This is a genomic window from Litoribrevibacter euphylliae (assembly GCF_042646085.1).
Classification (GTDB): Bacteria; Pseudomonadota; Gammaproteobacteria; order Pseudomonadales; family Litoribrevibacteraceae; genus Litoribrevibacter; species Litoribrevibacter euphylliae.
In genome coordinates this window covers 926,994-943,705 of the sequence record NZ_JBHRSZ010000002.1, presented here as the reverse complement: position 1 = coordinate 943,705, position 16,712 = coordinate 926,994, and the positions used below count along the sequence as shown (strand labels likewise).

General features: G+C 45.4%; 17 protein-coding genes. 10 read left to right on the top strand and 7 right to left on the bottom strand.

Annotation, left to right across the window (positions count from 1 at the left end; all coding sequences use genetic code 11):
* Positions 1-186 precede the first annotated feature (186 nt).
* Positions 187-705, top strand: a complete 519-nt coding sequence (locus ACFOEK_RS05905; RefSeq protein ID WP_386717546.1) for a SixA phosphatase family protein — start codon at positions 187-189, stop codon at positions 703-705.
* Positions 706-1,129: 424 nt separating this feature from the next.
* On the opposite strand, the gene ACFOEK_RS05900 is transcribed toward ACFOEK_RS05905, so the two are convergent.
* Positions 1,130-1,972: a hypothetical protein gene (locus tag ACFOEK_RS05900; protein WP_386717543.1), complete on the bottom strand. Its 843-nt coding sequence runs from the start codon at positions 1,970-1,972 to the stop codon at positions 1,130-1,132.
* 190 nt (positions 1,973-2,162) lie between these two features.
* On the opposite strand from ACFOEK_RS05900, the gene fldB reads away from it, so the two are divergent.
* Positions 2,163-2,678 carry a flavodoxin FldB gene (gene fldB / locus ACFOEK_RS05895; protein WP_386717540.1) on the top strand — a complete coding sequence of 172 codons (516 nt, stop codon included), beginning with the start codon at positions 2,163-2,165 and terminating at the stop codon, positions 2,676-2,678.
* A gap of 117 nt (positions 2,679-2,795) precedes the next feature.
* On the opposite strand, the gene ACFOEK_RS05890 is transcribed toward fldB, so the two are convergent.
* The 6 genes from ACFOEK_RS05890 to ACFOEK_RS05865 all read right to left on the bottom strand — a co-directional run bounded on the left by ACFOEK_RS05890 (position 2,796) and on the right by ACFOEK_RS05865 (position 8,490).
* Entirely contained in the window at positions 2,796-3,161 is a 366-nt protein-coding gene (locus tag ACFOEK_RS05890) for a DUF2069 domain-containing protein (RefSeq protein ID WP_386717537.1), read from the bottom strand.
* 119 nt (positions 3,162-3,280) lie between these two features.
* The gene (wrbA, locus tag ACFOEK_RS05885) at positions 3,281-3,877 is read right to left on the bottom strand and encodes an NAD(P)H:quinone oxidoreductase (RefSeq protein WP_386717536.1); all 597 of its coding nucleotides are present in this window, start codon (positions 3,875-3,877) and stop codon (positions 3,281-3,283) included.
* The gene (gene arsC / locus ACFOEK_RS05880; RefSeq protein ID WP_386717533.1) at positions 3,877-4,227 is read right to left on the bottom strand and encodes an arsenate reductase (glutaredoxin); all 351 of its coding nucleotides are present in this window, start codon (positions 4,225-4,227) and stop codon (positions 3,877-3,879) included. The genes wrbA and arsC overlap by 1 nt, the downstream gene beginning before the upstream one ends.
* Positions 4,228-4,306: 79 nt before the next feature.
* The gene (locus ACFOEK_RS05875) at positions 4,307-5,839 is read right to left on the bottom strand and encodes a hypothetical protein (protein WP_386717530.1); all 1,533 of its coding nucleotides are present in this window, start codon (positions 5,837-5,839) and stop codon (positions 4,307-4,309) included.
* A gap of 205 nt (positions 5,840-6,044) precedes the next feature.
* A complete protein-coding gene (locus tag ACFOEK_RS05870) occupies positions 6,045-6,719 on the bottom strand; it encodes a lytic transglycosylase domain-containing protein (RefSeq protein WP_386717527.1) in 675 nt (224 codons plus the stop codon).
* 40 nt (positions 6,720-6,759) lie between these two features.
* A complete protein-coding gene (locus tag ACFOEK_RS05865) occupies positions 6,760-8,490 on the bottom strand; it encodes a proline--tRNA ligase (RefSeq protein ID WP_386717524.1) in 1,731 nt (576 codons plus the stop codon).
* Between the two features lie 220 nt (positions 8,491-8,710).
* On the opposite strand from ACFOEK_RS05865, the gene ACFOEK_RS05860 reads away from it, so the two are divergent.
* The 8 genes from ACFOEK_RS05860 to ruvB all read left to right on the top strand — a co-directional run bounded on the left by ACFOEK_RS05860 (position 8,711) and on the right by ruvB (position 16,706).
* A complete protein-coding gene (locus ACFOEK_RS05860; protein WP_386717521.1) occupies positions 8,711-10,033 on the top strand; it encodes a DUF1329 domain-containing protein in 1,323 nt (440 codons plus the stop codon).
* Positions 10,034-10,185: 152 nt separating this feature from the next.
* Positions 10,186-10,647 (top strand): HIT domain-containing protein, encoded by a 462-nt coding sequence (locus ACFOEK_RS05855; RefSeq protein ID WP_386717518.1) that lies wholly within the window; start codon positions 10,186-10,188, stop codon positions 10,645-10,647.
* Positions 10,648-10,741: 94 nt separating this feature from the next.
* Positions 10,742-11,914 (top strand): transglycosylase SLT domain-containing protein, encoded by a 1,173-nt coding sequence (locus ACFOEK_RS05850; RefSeq protein WP_386717515.1) that lies wholly within the window; start codon positions 10,742-10,744, stop codon positions 11,912-11,914.
* Between the two features lie 59 nt (positions 11,915-11,973).
* A complete protein-coding gene (locus ACFOEK_RS05845; protein WP_386717512.1) occupies positions 11,974-12,378 on the top strand; it encodes a hypothetical protein in 405 nt (134 codons plus the stop codon).
* A 223-nt stretch (positions 12,379-12,601) separates the two neighbouring features.
* Positions 12,602-14,377, top strand: a complete 1,776-nt coding sequence (aspS, locus tag ACFOEK_RS05840) for an aspartate--tRNA ligase (RefSeq protein ID WP_386717509.1) — start codon at positions 12,602-12,604, stop codon at positions 14,375-14,377.
* A 114-nt stretch (positions 14,378-14,491) separates the two neighbouring features.
* The gene (ruvC, locus tag ACFOEK_RS05835; RefSeq protein WP_386717506.1) at positions 14,492-15,016 is read left to right on the top strand and encodes a crossover junction endodeoxyribonuclease RuvC; all 525 of its coding nucleotides are present in this window, start codon (positions 14,492-14,494) and stop codon (positions 15,014-15,016) included.
* Between the two features lie 25 nt (positions 15,017-15,041).
* Complete coding sequence (gene ruvA, locus ACFOEK_RS05830) at positions 15,042-15,656, top strand: Holliday junction branch migration protein RuvA (protein ID WP_386717503.1); 615 nt, start codon at positions 15,042-15,044, stop codon at positions 15,654-15,656.
* Positions 15,657-15,692: 36 nt separating this feature from the next.
* Positions 15,693-16,706, top strand: a complete 1,014-nt coding sequence (ruvB, locus tag ACFOEK_RS05825; protein WP_386717500.1) for a Holliday junction branch migration DNA helicase RuvB — start codon at positions 15,693-15,695, stop codon at positions 16,704-16,706.
* The last annotated feature ends 6 nt before the right edge of the window (positions 16,707-16,712 follow it).

The window sequence follows — 16,712 nt, the reverse complement described above, 5'->3', positions numbered from 1 at the left end:
TGAGCTTAGTCCTGAACTCCTTGGCTTTGGTCATATAACTGAGCCGGATTCGTGATTATTGAAAGGATCACGCTTTGACTCGGTTTCCTTGTTGATGTGAGATAATTGTTTGGGGGCAAGAAAAAGAACTACTTTTTCTTTACCCCTTTTTTTCTTTTATCAGCATGAAACGGCAGGATGTAGATCATGAAGCAATTGATATTAGTTCGTCACGCAAAGTCCAGTTGGAAGTATGAAGGGCTTGCTGATAAAGACCGCCCGTTAAATAAACGCGGCACTCAAGATGCTCCTATGATGGCCCTGCACACGTCTAAAGCGCTTGAAAAGAGCGACCTCTGGTTGTCCAGTCCGGCAACGCGTGCTGTCCGAACGGCAGAAATATTTGGTCAATATTGTAATCGTTCACTCAGTAGCCTGAAACTTAATGAGCAGCTTTATGATGCCAATTACCACCATCTGTTAACTGAATTACGTCAGATAAAAAACAAGTGGCAGAACGTGGTGGTGTTTGGTCACAACCCTGGCTTAACGGATCTGATTTTTACCATTACCGGAGAAGATCTGGAAAACCTTCCTACTTGCGGAATGGCCTTTCTCGAATTAGATATCGAGGATTGGAAAGATTTGAAGTGCGATGTTGGGACGCTTACCCGTTTGGAATACCCAAAAAAATATAAGCAATCAGCGATATCTAGTCTTTCCTAAGCTGATTTGCCATCGTCTGCTTAATGTAATTCTTTGGTTAATAAATGTACGCCTGTGATCTGGGTCACAATCTAATTTCTGTTTGTTGTCTACTTTTTAATCAGTGATTCGGGGTATTCGGCTTTGTATTCAGAGCTTGCCTTAATCTAAATAACAAAACACAGGGGCGTTGTGTGCTTTTACAGCAACAAAAGACCCTGGCACTTAGGAGTAGAGTCATGCAGTACGATACGCAGTGGAAAGTCTTTGTTGCACATTCGAGAGAAGAACAACTAAATTGCCAGGCTTTGAGTATTTACTTGGAGGATCTTGTTGCTCTTTGATGGCCTTTCACCAACCGACGTCTTTTATCCTTCCATTCCCTGTCTGTGATTCTTTCGCAGACAGAGATCTGTCTTTTCACTACCCAACTCTTACGCGATCCTTAGGCAACTTCTGCACAGGGATGCGTGATAGACATTTCTAATTCACTGTCTGCCTGCCGGCTTAACTGTGATTCGATTAAGCAGTCGTAATGGTTCTGCATCATGCGTCGAATCTTTAACGCCTCTTGAGTAATGATGTCCTTGGCGAATGCTCTATCTCGCAACACGGAAGGGTGAATGCTGGGGTGGTAGAGCTTACAGAGCACGTTGAGTTGAGGAATACTGCCGCTCAACATGTGTGGAATATTGATCAAGCGGCTGCGTTCGAGGCCTTCTCGATAGCGCTTGGGGAGCAATCGAGTCAGTGGCATCATCCGTTCTGGCATCTTGACGGGAACGCTCCAGTGTTCGCTGCCCTGATGTACAAACAAGAGCAGCGGTGTTTGAGTTTCGATACTGAGTTCAATAAAGCGTGGGCTAATAAAGGGTTGCAGCTCTCGGCCATTAAAGTAATGGCAGTTGGTGCCTTCCGGAAGAATGATCAAATCATTGAAGGTTTTGTTGGTGAGAATGGCTTGGCAACCGGGGTAATCCAGAGGGTGTTCCAGCTGAGTTAGATAGCGCGTGACTTGCTTGTAAATAGGTAAGTTATAGAATCCTCGCCAAGCCACCCCGGTTGGTTTTCGTGCATGGCCGCCGTGATTCAAGAACAAATAATGGTAGGCCAGTGCCGCGGCCCAAGGGCCGTAAAAGCCGCCGTGATTCATGATGCACAATAGGTTAGTGTGTTTGTTGATCACGCTTTCAAGGCAATCGGAGGAAGGGTGCAGTTGTATGTCTTTGATAAACCAAGGACGAAACTTTTTGGCAATGCTTTCTTCTAATTCAGCAAGATCTTTCATGATGCGCATCCTTGAGCAGTCTTAGCCTTAATTCATATTCATTGTGGCTTCTAAATATGACGGATCGAAGACAATGGTCATTCTGGCGTGTTTAAGAAAAAAGATTGCGGTAGAATGTCGGCAAAATTTCTAAGGTGAGTTTGTTCGGAGATTTCCAAACTCTCTTCTCTACGTTTCGATGAGGTGTTTTTTGGCTACGATTGGATTGTTTTATGGTTCGAGTCTAGGTAATACAGAAACCGTTGCTGAAAAGATTCGAGATCTTTTGGATGAGCATACGGTAGAAATGCACGATATTGCCGCCGTTACGAAAGACAGCTTCAGCGAATACGATTATCTGATTCTGGGGATTCCAACCTGGGATTACGGCCAAATTCAAAGCGATTGGGATGAGTTCTGGCAGGAACTGGGTACTGTTGATTTTTCCGGTAAGCTGGTGGCTCTGTTTGGGCTTGGCGATCAGTTTGGTTATGCCGATTACTTCCTGGATGCAATGGGCATGCTTCACGATGTGGTGATTGATCAAGGCGGTGCTGTGATGGGGTATTGGCCTGTTGATGGTTATGAGTTTGAAGCTTCAAAAGCGTTAACAGAAGATGGCAAAGAGTTTGTTGGATTGGCTATTGATGAAGATCAGCAACCCGAGTTAACGGATGAGCGAGTGGCTCAGTGGGTAGCTCAAGTCGAAGATGAGTTTGATTTCTAAGCCATCTGATTGAGAACCTCGATCGAGGTTCTCATCTCATTCCAATACCGACTTATTGCAGTATTGGATTTTCTAAGCTGGTTTTGAATTTATTAAGTTAGTATTGAATTTTCTATGCTAGTTGGACTCGGTGTCCATCCCTCGCATTTTCCAGCGCCCTAGCATCATGGATGCCGTGAACAACAGCCCCACCACGATGCTTTCTGCTAAGCCAATGTAATACATGCCTGGGTAGAAGATATTTAATACGGCGATTAAGAAGTAGAGCAGCAACATAAAGCAGAACCACTGAAAGGTTCTTGACGTTGGTTTCAGTAAAAACGGAACAAACAGTAATAAAGGCACAGTTTGGAAGGCCAACAGAATCCATTGGATTTTCTCAACTTGCTCAGGCATTACCAGTTTGTTGTAGATAAAAATTCCGAGTAGGCCGACAAAAAGTAACCAGAAAGCGGCCTGTGTTTTTTTATAAAAAGACGTCATGCGTAGCCTTATTTAAGTGTGTCATTCTTAGGTGAAGCTTAGGGAATTAAATGCCCGCTTCACCCATTCTTTCGTTTTAGTGCCGTAGCTTTTGATTCGTAACATTCAGAGTGTAAGTTTCAGCGCGCCAGTTTCAAAGCGATCTCGGCCAAGCGTTTTCCTTGGGCATAACACAAGGTTTTTTCGTCTTCACTCAAGCTGTGTTCACCTTGGCTACCTGCAAGATGTGAGCTGCCGTAGGGGGTTCCACCCGTGGCGGTTGAAGACAGTTCGCTGTTGGAATAAGGAATGCCTGAGATAACCATGCCATGGTGCAATAAAGGCAACATCATAGTTAACAGCGTTGTTTCCTGTCCGCCATGCAGGCTGCCTGTAGATGTAAAAACGGAAGCCGGCTTGCCTTCTAAATCACCCGATAGCCATACGGATGAGGTCGAATCCAGGAAGAACTTCATCGGCGCTGCCATATTGCCGAAACGGGTGGGGCTGCCCATGATCAAACCACTGCATTCACGTAAGTCATCCAAGGTGGCAAAAATGGCACCGTCTTCAGGAATGGCTGGTTCTGTTTGCTCTGAATTGGCGGAGACGGCTGGAACCGTTCTTAAACGGGCTTCGATGCCTGAAACGGCCTCGATGCCTCGGGCAATTTGATCCGCCATCGCAGCGACATGGCCGCTACGACTGTAATATAAAACCAGCACATAGGGTTGCATTAAAGGATCTCCAGCACTTGTTCTGGTGGACGGCCAATACGCGCTTGTTCACCTTTGATGACGATAGGGCGCTCGATCAATTTAGGGTGTGAAATCATTGCGTTAATGATGTCGTCGTCTGATTTGGCCGCGTCTTTCAATTCCAGATCTTTGTACTCTTGTTCTTTGGTGCGAAGTAATTCACGTGCACTGATACCTAGCTTGTGTAATACCTCTTGAAGTTCTTGAGCGCTGGGGGCGTCTTGCAGATAAAGACGAACTTCAGGTGTGATGCCTTGTTCTTCAAGCAGTTGAAGTGTTTGGCGAGATTTAGAGCAGCGTGGATTGTGGTAAATAGTTACTGAAGACATGTCAAACCTCGAAAAAAATATTTGGGGTATTCTACTGAATTCTTCGAAGGTGAGAAACGTCTGAGGACATCAATGGTGCTTAATGGGCAGCATGAATTTTGAAATGATCCATAGAACGAGTGTGATTTAATAAAGTACTGGCTTTGATCAGATAGCGGCGTTGCGGTTGAATGGTGTTAAGTTCATAGGTTCTTCCACAGAGATACAGGCTAGGGCTGGTGATGATAGAAAAGTCTCTGTCGCTTTGTTTGTCCACAATAATGATGGCTGGATGGGTTTTTTGAGCGACTTCTGAGCCAGATAAGCTACGAACAAAGCCCGTTTTTATCAAGCCAGGCAGGAACTTAACGCCGATTTTTGAGCCCTTATATTTGTCCTGTGCCACCCAACGAATAATGCCTGCAAAGGTTTCTAGTCCTTGATTCTGCGACGCTCGGCTGAGGTGGATAACGACCAATTGACCAATAATGATTTCTTGATGTGTGTTGCCTGAAACTCTCACACAGCATCCATGAGGGCTTGAATCTATCAGTTTGATTTCCATTAACGATTTGTCGCTGTTTATCGTCGATTTGGAAAGGTCTTTGTGGCAATGGTACAAGCCCATCGTCATGGTGGCAGGGATGGCACACCGGCTACGAGTTTCACTTCGTTTAAATTTTTGTGCCCAGTGGTCTACTGCATTCTCCAATACCTGCTCGGCCTCGCTGCGATTAGGGTTGAGGATAAAGCCGAGAGAATGGGTATCAATCCCGTGATGCAGTTGATCTATGTGTTTGGTGGCCGTGGTGACTAAGCCATTGGTTGTCAGTGTTCGGAGATATTCATTGTCTTTGGCACCGTTGAAATCACCACTGATGGCATAATTCCGACTGAGGTCGATATTAAAATGCGGAACGTCGATTTGTTGGCGATAGGGTAAGAGCTCTGCGCAATAGCTCCATTTGCTTAAATAGTGGTTCAGTAGCCAGTTCTGAGCGGTTTCCATATGGTAGGGATCGGCGGTAAACATCAACAGGGACTTCTTATACATCCACTCTAAGGTCATGCCTTTGGCGAGTGCAATGTATTTTTGTGGCATACGCGTCCACTCCATTTCCTCTGCAAGCTTGTATAGACGATGCAGTTCACCCCAGATATTCAATGGCTGTACCTGATGTACGCTGTAAAACAACATCAGCAGCGACGACATGTAATAGAAGGATGCGAAGAGTGAAATAAAGGCGCGCTTTTTGTCGTTATGGGTCAGAGCATCCATTAATACCTGTTTATAGCCATAACTCATTTCTTGAGTGAATTCTCTGAAAGCATCTTGTTCCTGTAATGAGCGTGATCGAATGATGCCAAGTTGTTCAGGGCATTGAGGGGTGTAAAACAAATGACAAACGCCGTAGGGAACGTCAAAAGCATGCATTAGCTTGAGACGTAGCTGGTAAGAAATCTGACTGCGATTGATGACGGAAAGAATGTTAACGGATTTCATCACTGCCGACGGCATATCGGCGAATGGAAGGTTTCGTAAAATTTGGCCGAGCTCGTGCGGATCAGAGTAGAGTGATCCCCGATCTAATTCGTGTATTTTTGGAACTGTCAGTCGTAACGGCTGCTGCATTCGATCTCCTTATCCCGCAGCATACGGCTTTGTATTTGCGTGATTACAACTTTTTAATTGTCTAGAACTCATTTAAATGAGACTAGACTGAAATTACTTAGATGGAGTAGGAAAACGGATGAGTGGTTTGTAAGAGATTTACTAGCGGTAGGTATATCGTGACACGATTAGCAGCGCATCGAAGTGTTTGTTGGTCAGAGGTTCCTTAATTTACTTGCCAATACTTATCCATAAATTTAAAAACTTTTTCCGGGTACTTGGTTCGCCCAAGGCTACCGTTATATCGAGCTAAGCCTCGTTGCCAATCGCCTTTTTCTTTATCGATGTAGTATTTGAGAATGGTGCAGCCATACCGAAGATTGGTAGCTTCATTCATTAGATTGTCGTTCGTCCGGCCCAGCTCTTTTTTCCAGAAAGGCATCACCTGCATGTAGCCTTGAGCCCCGACTCGGGATAAGGCGAAGCGATCAAAACCACTTTCCACATGAATAACGGCAATCACCAGTTGAGGGTTTAGATCTGCAATGCTGGCTTCTTTATGGATGTTGATGAGAAGTTTCATCCGGGTTTCATCGTCTTTGATGTAACGCTTTAAGCGGCCTGACATGTCGGTTAACCAGACATCAGCATCGAATCTGTCTTTGAAACCATGATGGGTGTTCACGGCAGATAACAGACGTTGTTTTAATTCCGGATCGGGTTGTTGGCTGGCAAATGACTGGGAGGGTAAGAAAACTGTACAGAGGAAGGCCAGTATTGTGGCTATCACCGTTGCAACAACTTTCACCGCAGGTAAATAAGCTGCGGTAAAAGGTTGGATGGATTGCTGCCCTTGGTGGCTCAGGGCAGCAGATCGGATGCAGTAAACGGCTTCTTTCATAATGGTAATGAGAAGATTACGACAGCATTATCGTAAGTGTTTAATGCTTTACTGTATTCGTCAAGAAGCTAACGATGTCATCTTTTGCAATGTCTTGAGCATCGGCTTCACGTCGATTTTTGTATTCAATAGTCCCGTTGTTCAGACCACGATCACTGATCACGATGCGATGAGGGATACCAATCAAATCCATATCAGCGAACTTCACGCCAGGGCTGGTTTTCTTATCGCGATCATCCAGAAGAACGTCATAACCCATTGCGGTTAACTGGTTATAAATGCTTTCTGTCAGCTCTTTTACTTCGTCAGATTTACCCATAGGCACCATTCCAATCTGGAACGGAGCAATCGCATCAGGCCAAATCATGCCACGGTCATCATTGTTTTGTTCGATGGTTGCAGCAACCACACGGGAAACACCAATGCCATAACAGCCCATGATCATGGTTTGCGCTTTACCGTTTTGGTCCAGTACTTTTGCGCCGAGCGCTTCGCTGTATTTTGTACCTAGTTGGAAGATGTGACCCACTTCGATGCCGCGTTTGATGGTCAAGGTGCCGTTGCCATCAGGCGCTTGATCGCCTTCTACTACATTACGAAGGTCAGCAACTTCTGTGATTTGAGCATCACGATCCCAGTTGACACCCGTTAGGTGGAAGCCGTCTTTGTTGGCGCCAGAAACGAAGTCGGACATAACCGCAGCCGAGCGGTCCACGTATACAGGGATATCCAGACCTGCTGGGCCAATAGAACCGGCAGAGCAGCCCAAGGCGTCTTTGATGCGCTCGTCACTTGCAAACGTCAGTGGTTCCGCAACGGCTGCAATATGCTCGGCCTTAATCTCATTTAGCTCATGATCACCACGAACAACTAGAGCAACTAATGGTGCTGGGCCTTGGTGATCTTCAGCTACTGCGCCTTCAACGATCAATGTTTTTACCACTTGATTGGCGTTAATGTTCAAGAAGGCCGTCACTTCTTCAATGGTTTTTTGATCCGGTGTTGCTACTTCTGCCTTGTCTTGAGTCGGTGCTTGGCGCTCCGTCGCTGGTGCAACGGCTTCAGCTTTCTCAATGTTAGCTGCGTAGCTACTGTCTGTACTGAAGACGATGTCGTCTTCACCGGAATCCGCCAAAACGTGGAATTCATGAGAGCTTGAACCCCCAATGCTGCCGCTGTCCGCTTCTACAGGGCGGAAGTCCAAACCTAAACGGTTGAAGATGTTGCAGTAGGTTTCATGCATTTTGTCGTAAGTGGATTGTAAACACTCCTGAGTGACATGGAATGAGTAGGCATCTTTCATTAAGAACTCACGACCACGCATCAAACCAAAGCGCGGACGAATTTCGTCACGGAATTTGGTTTGAATTTGATACATGTTCATTGGCAGCTGTTTATAGCTGGTTAATTCATTACGAGCTAAGTCGGTAATTACTTCTTCGTGCGTCGGGCCTACGCAGAAGTCACGTTGGTGACGGTCTTTAAAACGAAGCAGTTCCGGACCGTACTGTTCCCAACGACCACTTTCTTGCCAAAGTTCAGCAGGTTGAGCAGCAGGCATCAGCACTTCCAGAGCGCCGGCTTTGTTCATTTCTTGACGAACAATGGTTTCAACTTTTTGAAGAGTCTTTAAACCCAAGGGTAACCAGGTGTACAAACCGGCTGCAATTTTTCTGATCATCCCGGCACGTAGCATTAATTGATGGCTAACTACCACAGCATCGGATGGCGTTTCTTTAACAGTAGGAATCAGATATTGGCTTGTACGCATTGGTTTTCCTGAGAAATTAACAAATTTAAAGGTTCAACGATAGACAATCAGCTATTGTAAAAAGACTCAGGCTATTGGTATAGCCCTAAAGTCTAAAAAGGAGTGGGAATTTCCAAGCCTTGTTACAAAAATTAAACATAAGGGCGATTAAAACCCGATAGAATCCAGACGCTTGGTTATGGATGAGCAACTGGTCGGCAATAAAAATTAGGTGTAATAAATGATGACTGTGATTTCTCGTAAATGGTTTGCTGCTGTTTCCTTAGGTTTATTAGCTTCTGTGGCGTGGGCTCAGAAGACGCCAATGGGTAGCCCGGTGGAAGGTGATGGAAAAGATATTCCGCGCTGGGATGGCGGTTTGACGCAACCACCGGAAGGATTTGACGGTGATTACATCGATCCATTTAAAGATGATATTGCACTATTTACCATTGATCGCACCAACGTAAACGATTACTCGGAGTTTTTGAGTGAAGGCCAGAAAGCCATGTTCAGAAAATATCCGTCGTATAAAATTCCTGTCTATACCTCTCGTCGAACAACGGCCTACCCACAAGAAGTTTACGATGCGTTAGCGGCAAACGATAAAACAGCTGAGCTACTGCCTCGTGGAACCGGGGTGAAGCAATCCGACCTTACCAGCCCGTTTCCGAACGCTGAAACCGCCGAAGAGATGATCTGGAACCACATTCTTCGTTATCGTGGTGAAACGTCTGTGGCAACCTTATCCGATGCTGTGGTGTATGACACTGGCGCTAAAAAAGTTATGCGCAAAGAAATTTCTGTGTACGGGGTCTATTTTAACCCTGAAATTCCGGCCAAAAAGCGTAAAAACAAGATTTTTCTGAGAAAGACAAATAACCTTTATCCCCCTTCAATTGCGGGTCAGATTACCTTGGTTCATGAGACCTTGGATCAGGTCCTAGCACCTCGTAAAGCCTGGTATTACGCGCCGGGTCAACGCCGTGTTCGTCGTACTCCGGATTTGGAGTACGCTGATGAATTGTTCAATAGTGATGGCTACAAAACGGTAGATCAGGTGGATCTGTTCAATGGCGCGCCTGATTTATATGAGTGGAAAGTGGTTGGTAAAACCAAGAAATACATTCCATACAACTCGTATCGCATGATGGGTGAAGATGTGTCTTCAGACGCATTGCTGGGTGAAAAAACTTTGAATCAGAATTTCACTCGTTATGAGTTACATCGCGTGTGGCATATCGAAGCGACGTTGCGTGCCGGTATTCAGCATCAATACACGAAACGCGTCTTCTATATCGATGAAGACTCATGGCAGATCGCATTAGCTGAAGAGTACGCTGAAGTCGAAGGCGATGTGTGGCGTTTCAGTGAAGCACATTCAGTAAACTTTTATGATGTCCCTCTGGTATGGACTGCCGGAAATATCACCTATGATGTAAAAGATGGTGGTTATTATGCGGAGTGGTTAATTACGAATGAGGATTCTGCTCACGTCTTTAACAAGAAGCTGCGCAAACGAGACTACAGTGCGTCTGCAATGCGACGTGAAGGTCGACGATAGACTACAGAGAAAAGGCGCTGAGGCGTCTTTTTTTAACCTTGGATTTTGGACACGCCTTGTCTTCAATGCCTCTTGCTTATCTACTGGCGAAATGGACAATGACTGCTAATAACTTAGAAGATACTTCGCTGAATTTTATTTAAGGAGCGAGAATGGACGGCCCGGTTAATTTTGAACTGCATGAACGACTCGAAGCAGATACCTTCCATATTGGTGATTTTCCACTCTGTCGAGTGCTGTTAATGAATGATCAGCGTTTCCCTTGGTTTATTCTGGTGCCAACCAAGGGGCAGTTAACGGAGCTGTATCATTTAACGGCTGAAGATCGTGTCCACTATATTCAAGAGACGTCGTTCTTGTCTCAAAAAATCATGGATGCCTACTCTGGTCACAAACTGAATGTCGCTACATTGGGGAATGTTGTACCTCAATTACATATCCATCACGTGGTGCGTTACCGTAATGACGAAGCCTGGCCAGGGCCTGTTTGGGGCTTTGGTGAAGCGGTGCCTTATACCGATGAGGTATTGAAAGAGCGCTTGTCTCGGTTGAGCTTGTTAAAGGGTGAATTATTCACACCAACGCAATTCTTAAGCGATATTTTGGCAAAATAAGTTTTTTATTAGTACGAATATAACTAAAAGCTGATGGCTCGATCCGAGTCAATCAGCAATAAAAGCACTAATCGGTTGGATAAAGAGAAAAAGCATGAAGACGTTGAGTCTTTCGAAACGTACGCTGAGTGTCCTTCAGTGTGTCTGTGTCGCAGCATCTTTAAATATGTCGTTTAAGGTGTCAGCGCAGGACGAATATCTGGAGGTAATGACAGAGTTTCAGCAATATCAGGATGCCACCGAAGCTGAGTTTCAGGCGTTTGAGGACGCATTGAATGAGGCTTATCAGTCCTACATTGGTGAAATTCAAGAAGTCTGGGGTGACACTCAATTCACCAGTGCTCATCAGTGGGTAGAGTACAGCACAGATCTTAAACAGCGCACCATTGTCGATTACCAAAACGACTCGGTAGTGATTGAGTACATTGATGTCGATGCCCGAGAAATTTCATATCAAGACGTTTCTGTTCAGTTGGGCGACACCTTTCAAACCAACATTCAAACTGCCTTACATCATGATCCTGTGCTGACAGCCGCTTCAGAAGCCTCGGGGATGACTGTTGAAGTTGAAGCTGAGACCGCAGAAGAAGCCATGTTGCCGACCTCAGTGGCCAGTAAAAATACGAATTCCATGGCAATCGCTGAGGAGCTGGTCAGTGGTGAAAAAGCGAGCGTTAGCTATTTGCCTGTGTCGCGTCGTTTGACCGTGGTGATTAGTTTGCCGGAAGAATACGGCATGCATAAAGCGGATCGTTATTGGAAATCCACTGCGAAGTACGCCAAAGAGTGGAAGCTGGAGCCAGCATTGGTGATGGCGATTATCCATACGGAAAGCAGTTTTAACCCGCTTGCTCGATCTCGCATTCCTGCTTATGGTCTGATGCAGATTGTTCCTCGAACGGCTGGCCGAGATGCGGCACGAGCTATCTATGGCAAGAGTAAAACCCTTAAAGCCAAGTACCTATTTGATCCGAATAATAATATTCGTGTGGGGGCGGCATATTTACATGTTCTAAATTATCGTTATTTGAAGGGCATTCATAATCCTGAAAGTCGTTTGTACTGTATGATTGCGGCTTACAATACCGGAACTGCGAATGTTGCTTCTGCCTTTATAGATCAAAAGAGCATGCAAAAAGCCTACGCTCGTATTAATCAGTTAGAGCCGAGTGAGGTATACGATATTTTGGCAACCCGTTTGCCTTACAGAGAAACCCGAGATTACTTGAAAAAGGTAGTTGGTCGGTACCAGTTGTATATTAATTAATCATAATAACCAAAACTGTATTGGATTGAGAGATACGCCCTTTGGGCTTAAGGAACTATATGAAAAACATCGCATTAATCTTAAGTGCATGTCTGTTTGTTATTTTGACTGGCTGTCAAACGCAACCAGTGGCTCAGCAACCTACCACTCCTCAAACACCAGTCTGGATCCATAATCCTGGAAATGGTGTGGTGGGCTCTTCGGTGACGCATGTGAAAGGCCGTCACTTTCAGGAGCAGTTAGCTATTTCTCGTGCTCGTCAGCAGTTAGCTGCTCGCCAAGGCGTTGATGTTGAGTATGTACAGATGTCTTCAGAAACCGTGACCAATGAAACAGCCAACACCAAAGTTAAACGAGTTGGAACGGAAGAAGTTTCAACGAAAACGGTGAAAGCAAAAGTCGTCGAGAAGTGGGTGAATCCGGTAACACGAGAAGTGTTTGTTTTGGTTGTGCCTGTGAATTAATTTTTAGCAGATTTTAGGCACGTTCCCGTGTCAGGGATCAGAAACCTGAGATATATCTGAAAAGTCTGGCTTAGAAGCCTTCAAGGCCTAGCCGGACTTTTTTTTGTTCCCTATAATAGCCTCTTTTTTCCGATTTCTGCCTGCGGTTCAGGTCAGGGGATTGGTCTGAATCGAAAGAATGTTTGAAAGTCACTTATAAGAAAGAATTTACTAGGACAAGATTATGCGCAGCCACTATTGCGGTGCTTTAAGAAAAGAACATGTAGGACAAGAGATTACTCTGTGCGGTTGGGTTCATCGTCGTCGTGATCACGGCGGTGTTATCTTCCTGGACGTACGAGACCGCGATGGTATTACCCAGGTAGTTTTCGACCCTGATCGTGAAGAAAGTTTTGCTACTGCGGATCGGGTTCGCAGTGAGTATGTAATTCAATTAACAGGTATTGTACGTGATCGCCCGGAAGGGACTGTAAATGCTGAAATGCCTACGGGTGAAATTGAAGTTTTAGGTCACTCATTAACGATCCTGAATAAAGCAGATACGCCTCCGTTCCAGTTGGACGAGCATCAGAGTGTGGGCGAAGATATTCGTCTGAAATATCGTTATGTCGATCTACGTCGTCCTGAGATGTTGAACAAGTTACGTCTTCGTTCAAAAATTACTACGGCGATCCGTAACCACTTGGATGGTGAAGGTTTCCTTGATATTGAAACGCCAATTTTGACTCGTGCTACGCCTGAAGGTGCACGTGACTACTTGGTACCAAGTCGTACACATGAAGGTAACTTCTTTGCGTTACCTCAGTCCCCTCAGCTGTTCAAACAGTTGTTGATGGTCTCTGGTATGGATCGTTACTACCAGATTGCTAAATGTTTCCGTGACGAAGATTTGCGTGCAGATCGTCAGCCAGAATTTACACAGATCGATATCGAGGCGTCTTTCGTTTCTGAAGAAGACATTATGTCGATCACTGAGAACATGATCCGTGACTTGTTCAAGAACACCTTAGGTGTGGATTTGGGTGCTTTTCCAAGAATGCCTTACTCTGAAGCGATGGAAAAATACGGCAGTGATAAGCCAGATATGCGTATTCCGCTAGAGTTGGTGGATGTTGCTGATCTGATGACTGACGTGGACTTCAAAGTATTCAGTGGCCCGGCAAACGATCCGAAAGGTCGTGTAACTGCACTTCGTCTTCCTAAAGGTGCTGAACTGACTCGTAAGCAGATTGACGAATACACCAAGTACGTTGGTATTTATGGTGCGAAAGGTCTGGCTTACATCAAAGTGAACAACAAAGACGATTTGGAAGAAGGCTTGCAGGCGCCAATCGTTAAGTTCCTACCGATTGAAGTACGTAAAGCGGTTCTTGAGCGTACTGGTGCTGAAAATGGCGACATCATTTTCTTCGGTGCAGATTCAGCGAAAGTTGTAACAGAAGCCTTGGGTGCATTACGTTGTAAGCTGGGTGAAGACATGGACCTTTACACTTGTGCTTGGTCTCCGCTTTGGGTTGTGGACTTCCCAATGTTTGAAGAGACATCGGATGGCGGTTTGACGGCTATTCACCACCCATTCACCGCGCCTTCTTGTTCACCGGAAGAGCTGAAAGCAAATCCTGCTACCGCTTTGTCTCGAGCGTATGACATGGTTCTAAATGGTTGTGAGCTAGGTGGTGGTTCTATTCGTATCCATGACCAAGAAATGCAACAAGCGGTATTCGAAATTCTTGGTATCTCTGAAGAAGAACAAGCGGAGAAGTTTGGCTTCCTATTGGATGCATTGAAATTCGGTGCTCCACCGCACGGTGGTTTGGCGTTCGGCTTGGATCGTCTTGTGATGTTAATGACAGGTTCTGATTCAATCCGTGAAGTAATTGCCTTCCCGAAAACTCAGAGTGCAAGTTGTATGATGACTGATGCTCCTGGAGAAGTTTCTAACAAGCAGCTTCGTGAGTTGAACATCAAGCTAAGAAAGTCGGCAACTGAAGAGAAGTAATTCGTTCATTTGTCAGAAAAGGCTCCTAAATGGAGCCTTTTTTATTTCCGGGTGGAAATAATAACTGTATTTTAATACAGTATGGTTTGGTGAGCTTATAAAGCAGGTTTTTGAATGGCCATTATTCTAGGAATAGACCCAGGCTCCAGAATTACGGGTTACGGCGTAATTAATACATTGGGAGCAAAGCATGAGTACATTGCCAGTGGCTGTATTCGTGTTAAAGGGGAATCTTTGCCAGAAAAGTTAAAGTACATTTTTGATGGCGTGAATCAGGTCATCGATACATATATCCCTCAAGAAATGGCCATTGAACAAGTCTTTATGTCCAAGAATGCGGACTCTGCATTAAAACTGGGACAAGCTCGTGGTGCCGCGATAGTGGCTGCGACCACTCAGTCACTTGAGGTTTATGAGTATGCAGCTCGACGAGTAAAGCAATCCGTGGTTGGTAAGGGCAGCGCTGATAAGACACAAGTCCAGCACATGGTGATGACCTTGCTTAAATTGCCTGGAATGCCTCAGGCGGATGCTGCCGATGCCTTAGCCATTGCTCTGTGTCATGCAAATTCCAAAGTAAGTATGGTTCGCATGGGTGGCGCGAATGCGGTTCGTCGCGGCCGGGTTCGAACAGTTTAATTATTCTTAATAAAGGTAGTGTCTGGTGATAGGTCGAATTAAAGGGACTCTTGAAGAAAAAAATCCCCCTCAATTATTGGTGGATGTAAACGGTGTGGGCTATGAAATCGAAGCGCCGATGACCACGATTTATCAAGTTGGTGACGTGGGCAAGGCTGTATTGCTCTACACGCATTTAACCGTAAGAGAAGATGCTCACTTACTGTACGGCTTTATTTCGAAGGAAGATCGTACTCTCTTTAAAGAATTAATTAAGGTGAATGGCGTCGGGCCAAAAATGGCGTTGGCAATTTTGTCGAGTTTGGATGCCGATCAGTTTGTTGGGTGCATTCATGCAGAAGATGCCTCTTCGTTAGTGAAACTTCCGGGGATCGGTAAGAAAACCGCTGAGCGACTCATTATTGAAATGAAAGATCGTTTAAAAGATTGGAGCGGTGTGTCGACTGCATTACCATTAGAAGCTGCTGCAGGCTTGGAACCTGAAATCAATGCCAATGCTGATCTTGAAGCGGAAAGTGCTTTGATTGCACTGGGCTATAAACCAACCGAGGCGAGTAAGTTGGTTAATGCCGTTAAAGGTCAGGCGAATACCAGTGAAGAATTGATTCGCTTAGCATTAAAAAGCCTTTCGAGAAAATAATTCCGGGTTATGTACCCGATGTTTGGAATATAGAAGATGTTAGAACCGGATCGTTTGATTTCAGCTCAACCCGTAACCAACAATGAATCGAATCAGGATCGTGCGTTACGTCCTAAGCAGTTGGCTGATTATGTGGGGCAACCTGAAGTCCGGGATCAAATGTCGATCTTCATTGAGGCTGCCAGAAAACGAGAGGAAGCGTTAGATCACACGCTTATTTTTGGTCCACCTGGTTTGGGTAAAACCACACTGGCAAACATTATTGCCAATGAAATGGGGGTGGACATTAAAACCACCTCCGGGCCTGTTTTAGAAAAGGCGGGTGATTTGGCGGCTATGCTGACGAACCTTGAACCGCATGACGTTCTCTTTATTGATGAAATTCATCGTCTGAGTCCTGCTATTGAAGAAGTGCTTTATCCGGCGATGGAAGATTATCAGCTCGATATCATGATCGGTGAGGGGCCGGCGGCTCGTTCCATTAAGTTAGATTTACCGCCGTTCACGTTAGTCGGGGCTACAACTCGAGCAGGTTTGTTAACGTCGCCGTTGCGTGATCGCTTTGGTATTGTTCAGCGCTTGGAATTCTATTCAGTAAAAGATCTCACCTATATCGTTCGTCGTTCGGCTGAAAAGTTAGGCATGACCATTGATGAAGAGGGGGCAGCGGTCGTTGCCCGTCGTTCACGCGGAACCCCACGTATTGCTAACCGTTTGCTTCGTCGTGTTCGTGATTATGCGGAAGTGAAGTGCAATGGTGTGGTTGATCAGGACGCAGCAGATAAAGCACTTAATATGTTGCATGTGGATCAGCATGGTCTGGATCACATGGATCGACGTTTACTATTGGCGATGATTGAAAAGTTCGATGGTGGCCCGGTTGGTGTGGACAGTTTAGCCGCAGCCATCAGTGAAGAACGAGACACCATTGAGGATGTATTGGAGCCTTATCTGATCCAGCAAGGTTTTATTATGCGCACGCCTCGTGGTCGTGTAGTCACAAATAGCGCTTACCTCCATTTCGGTTTGGATCTTCCTGATTCTGATTAATTGAGT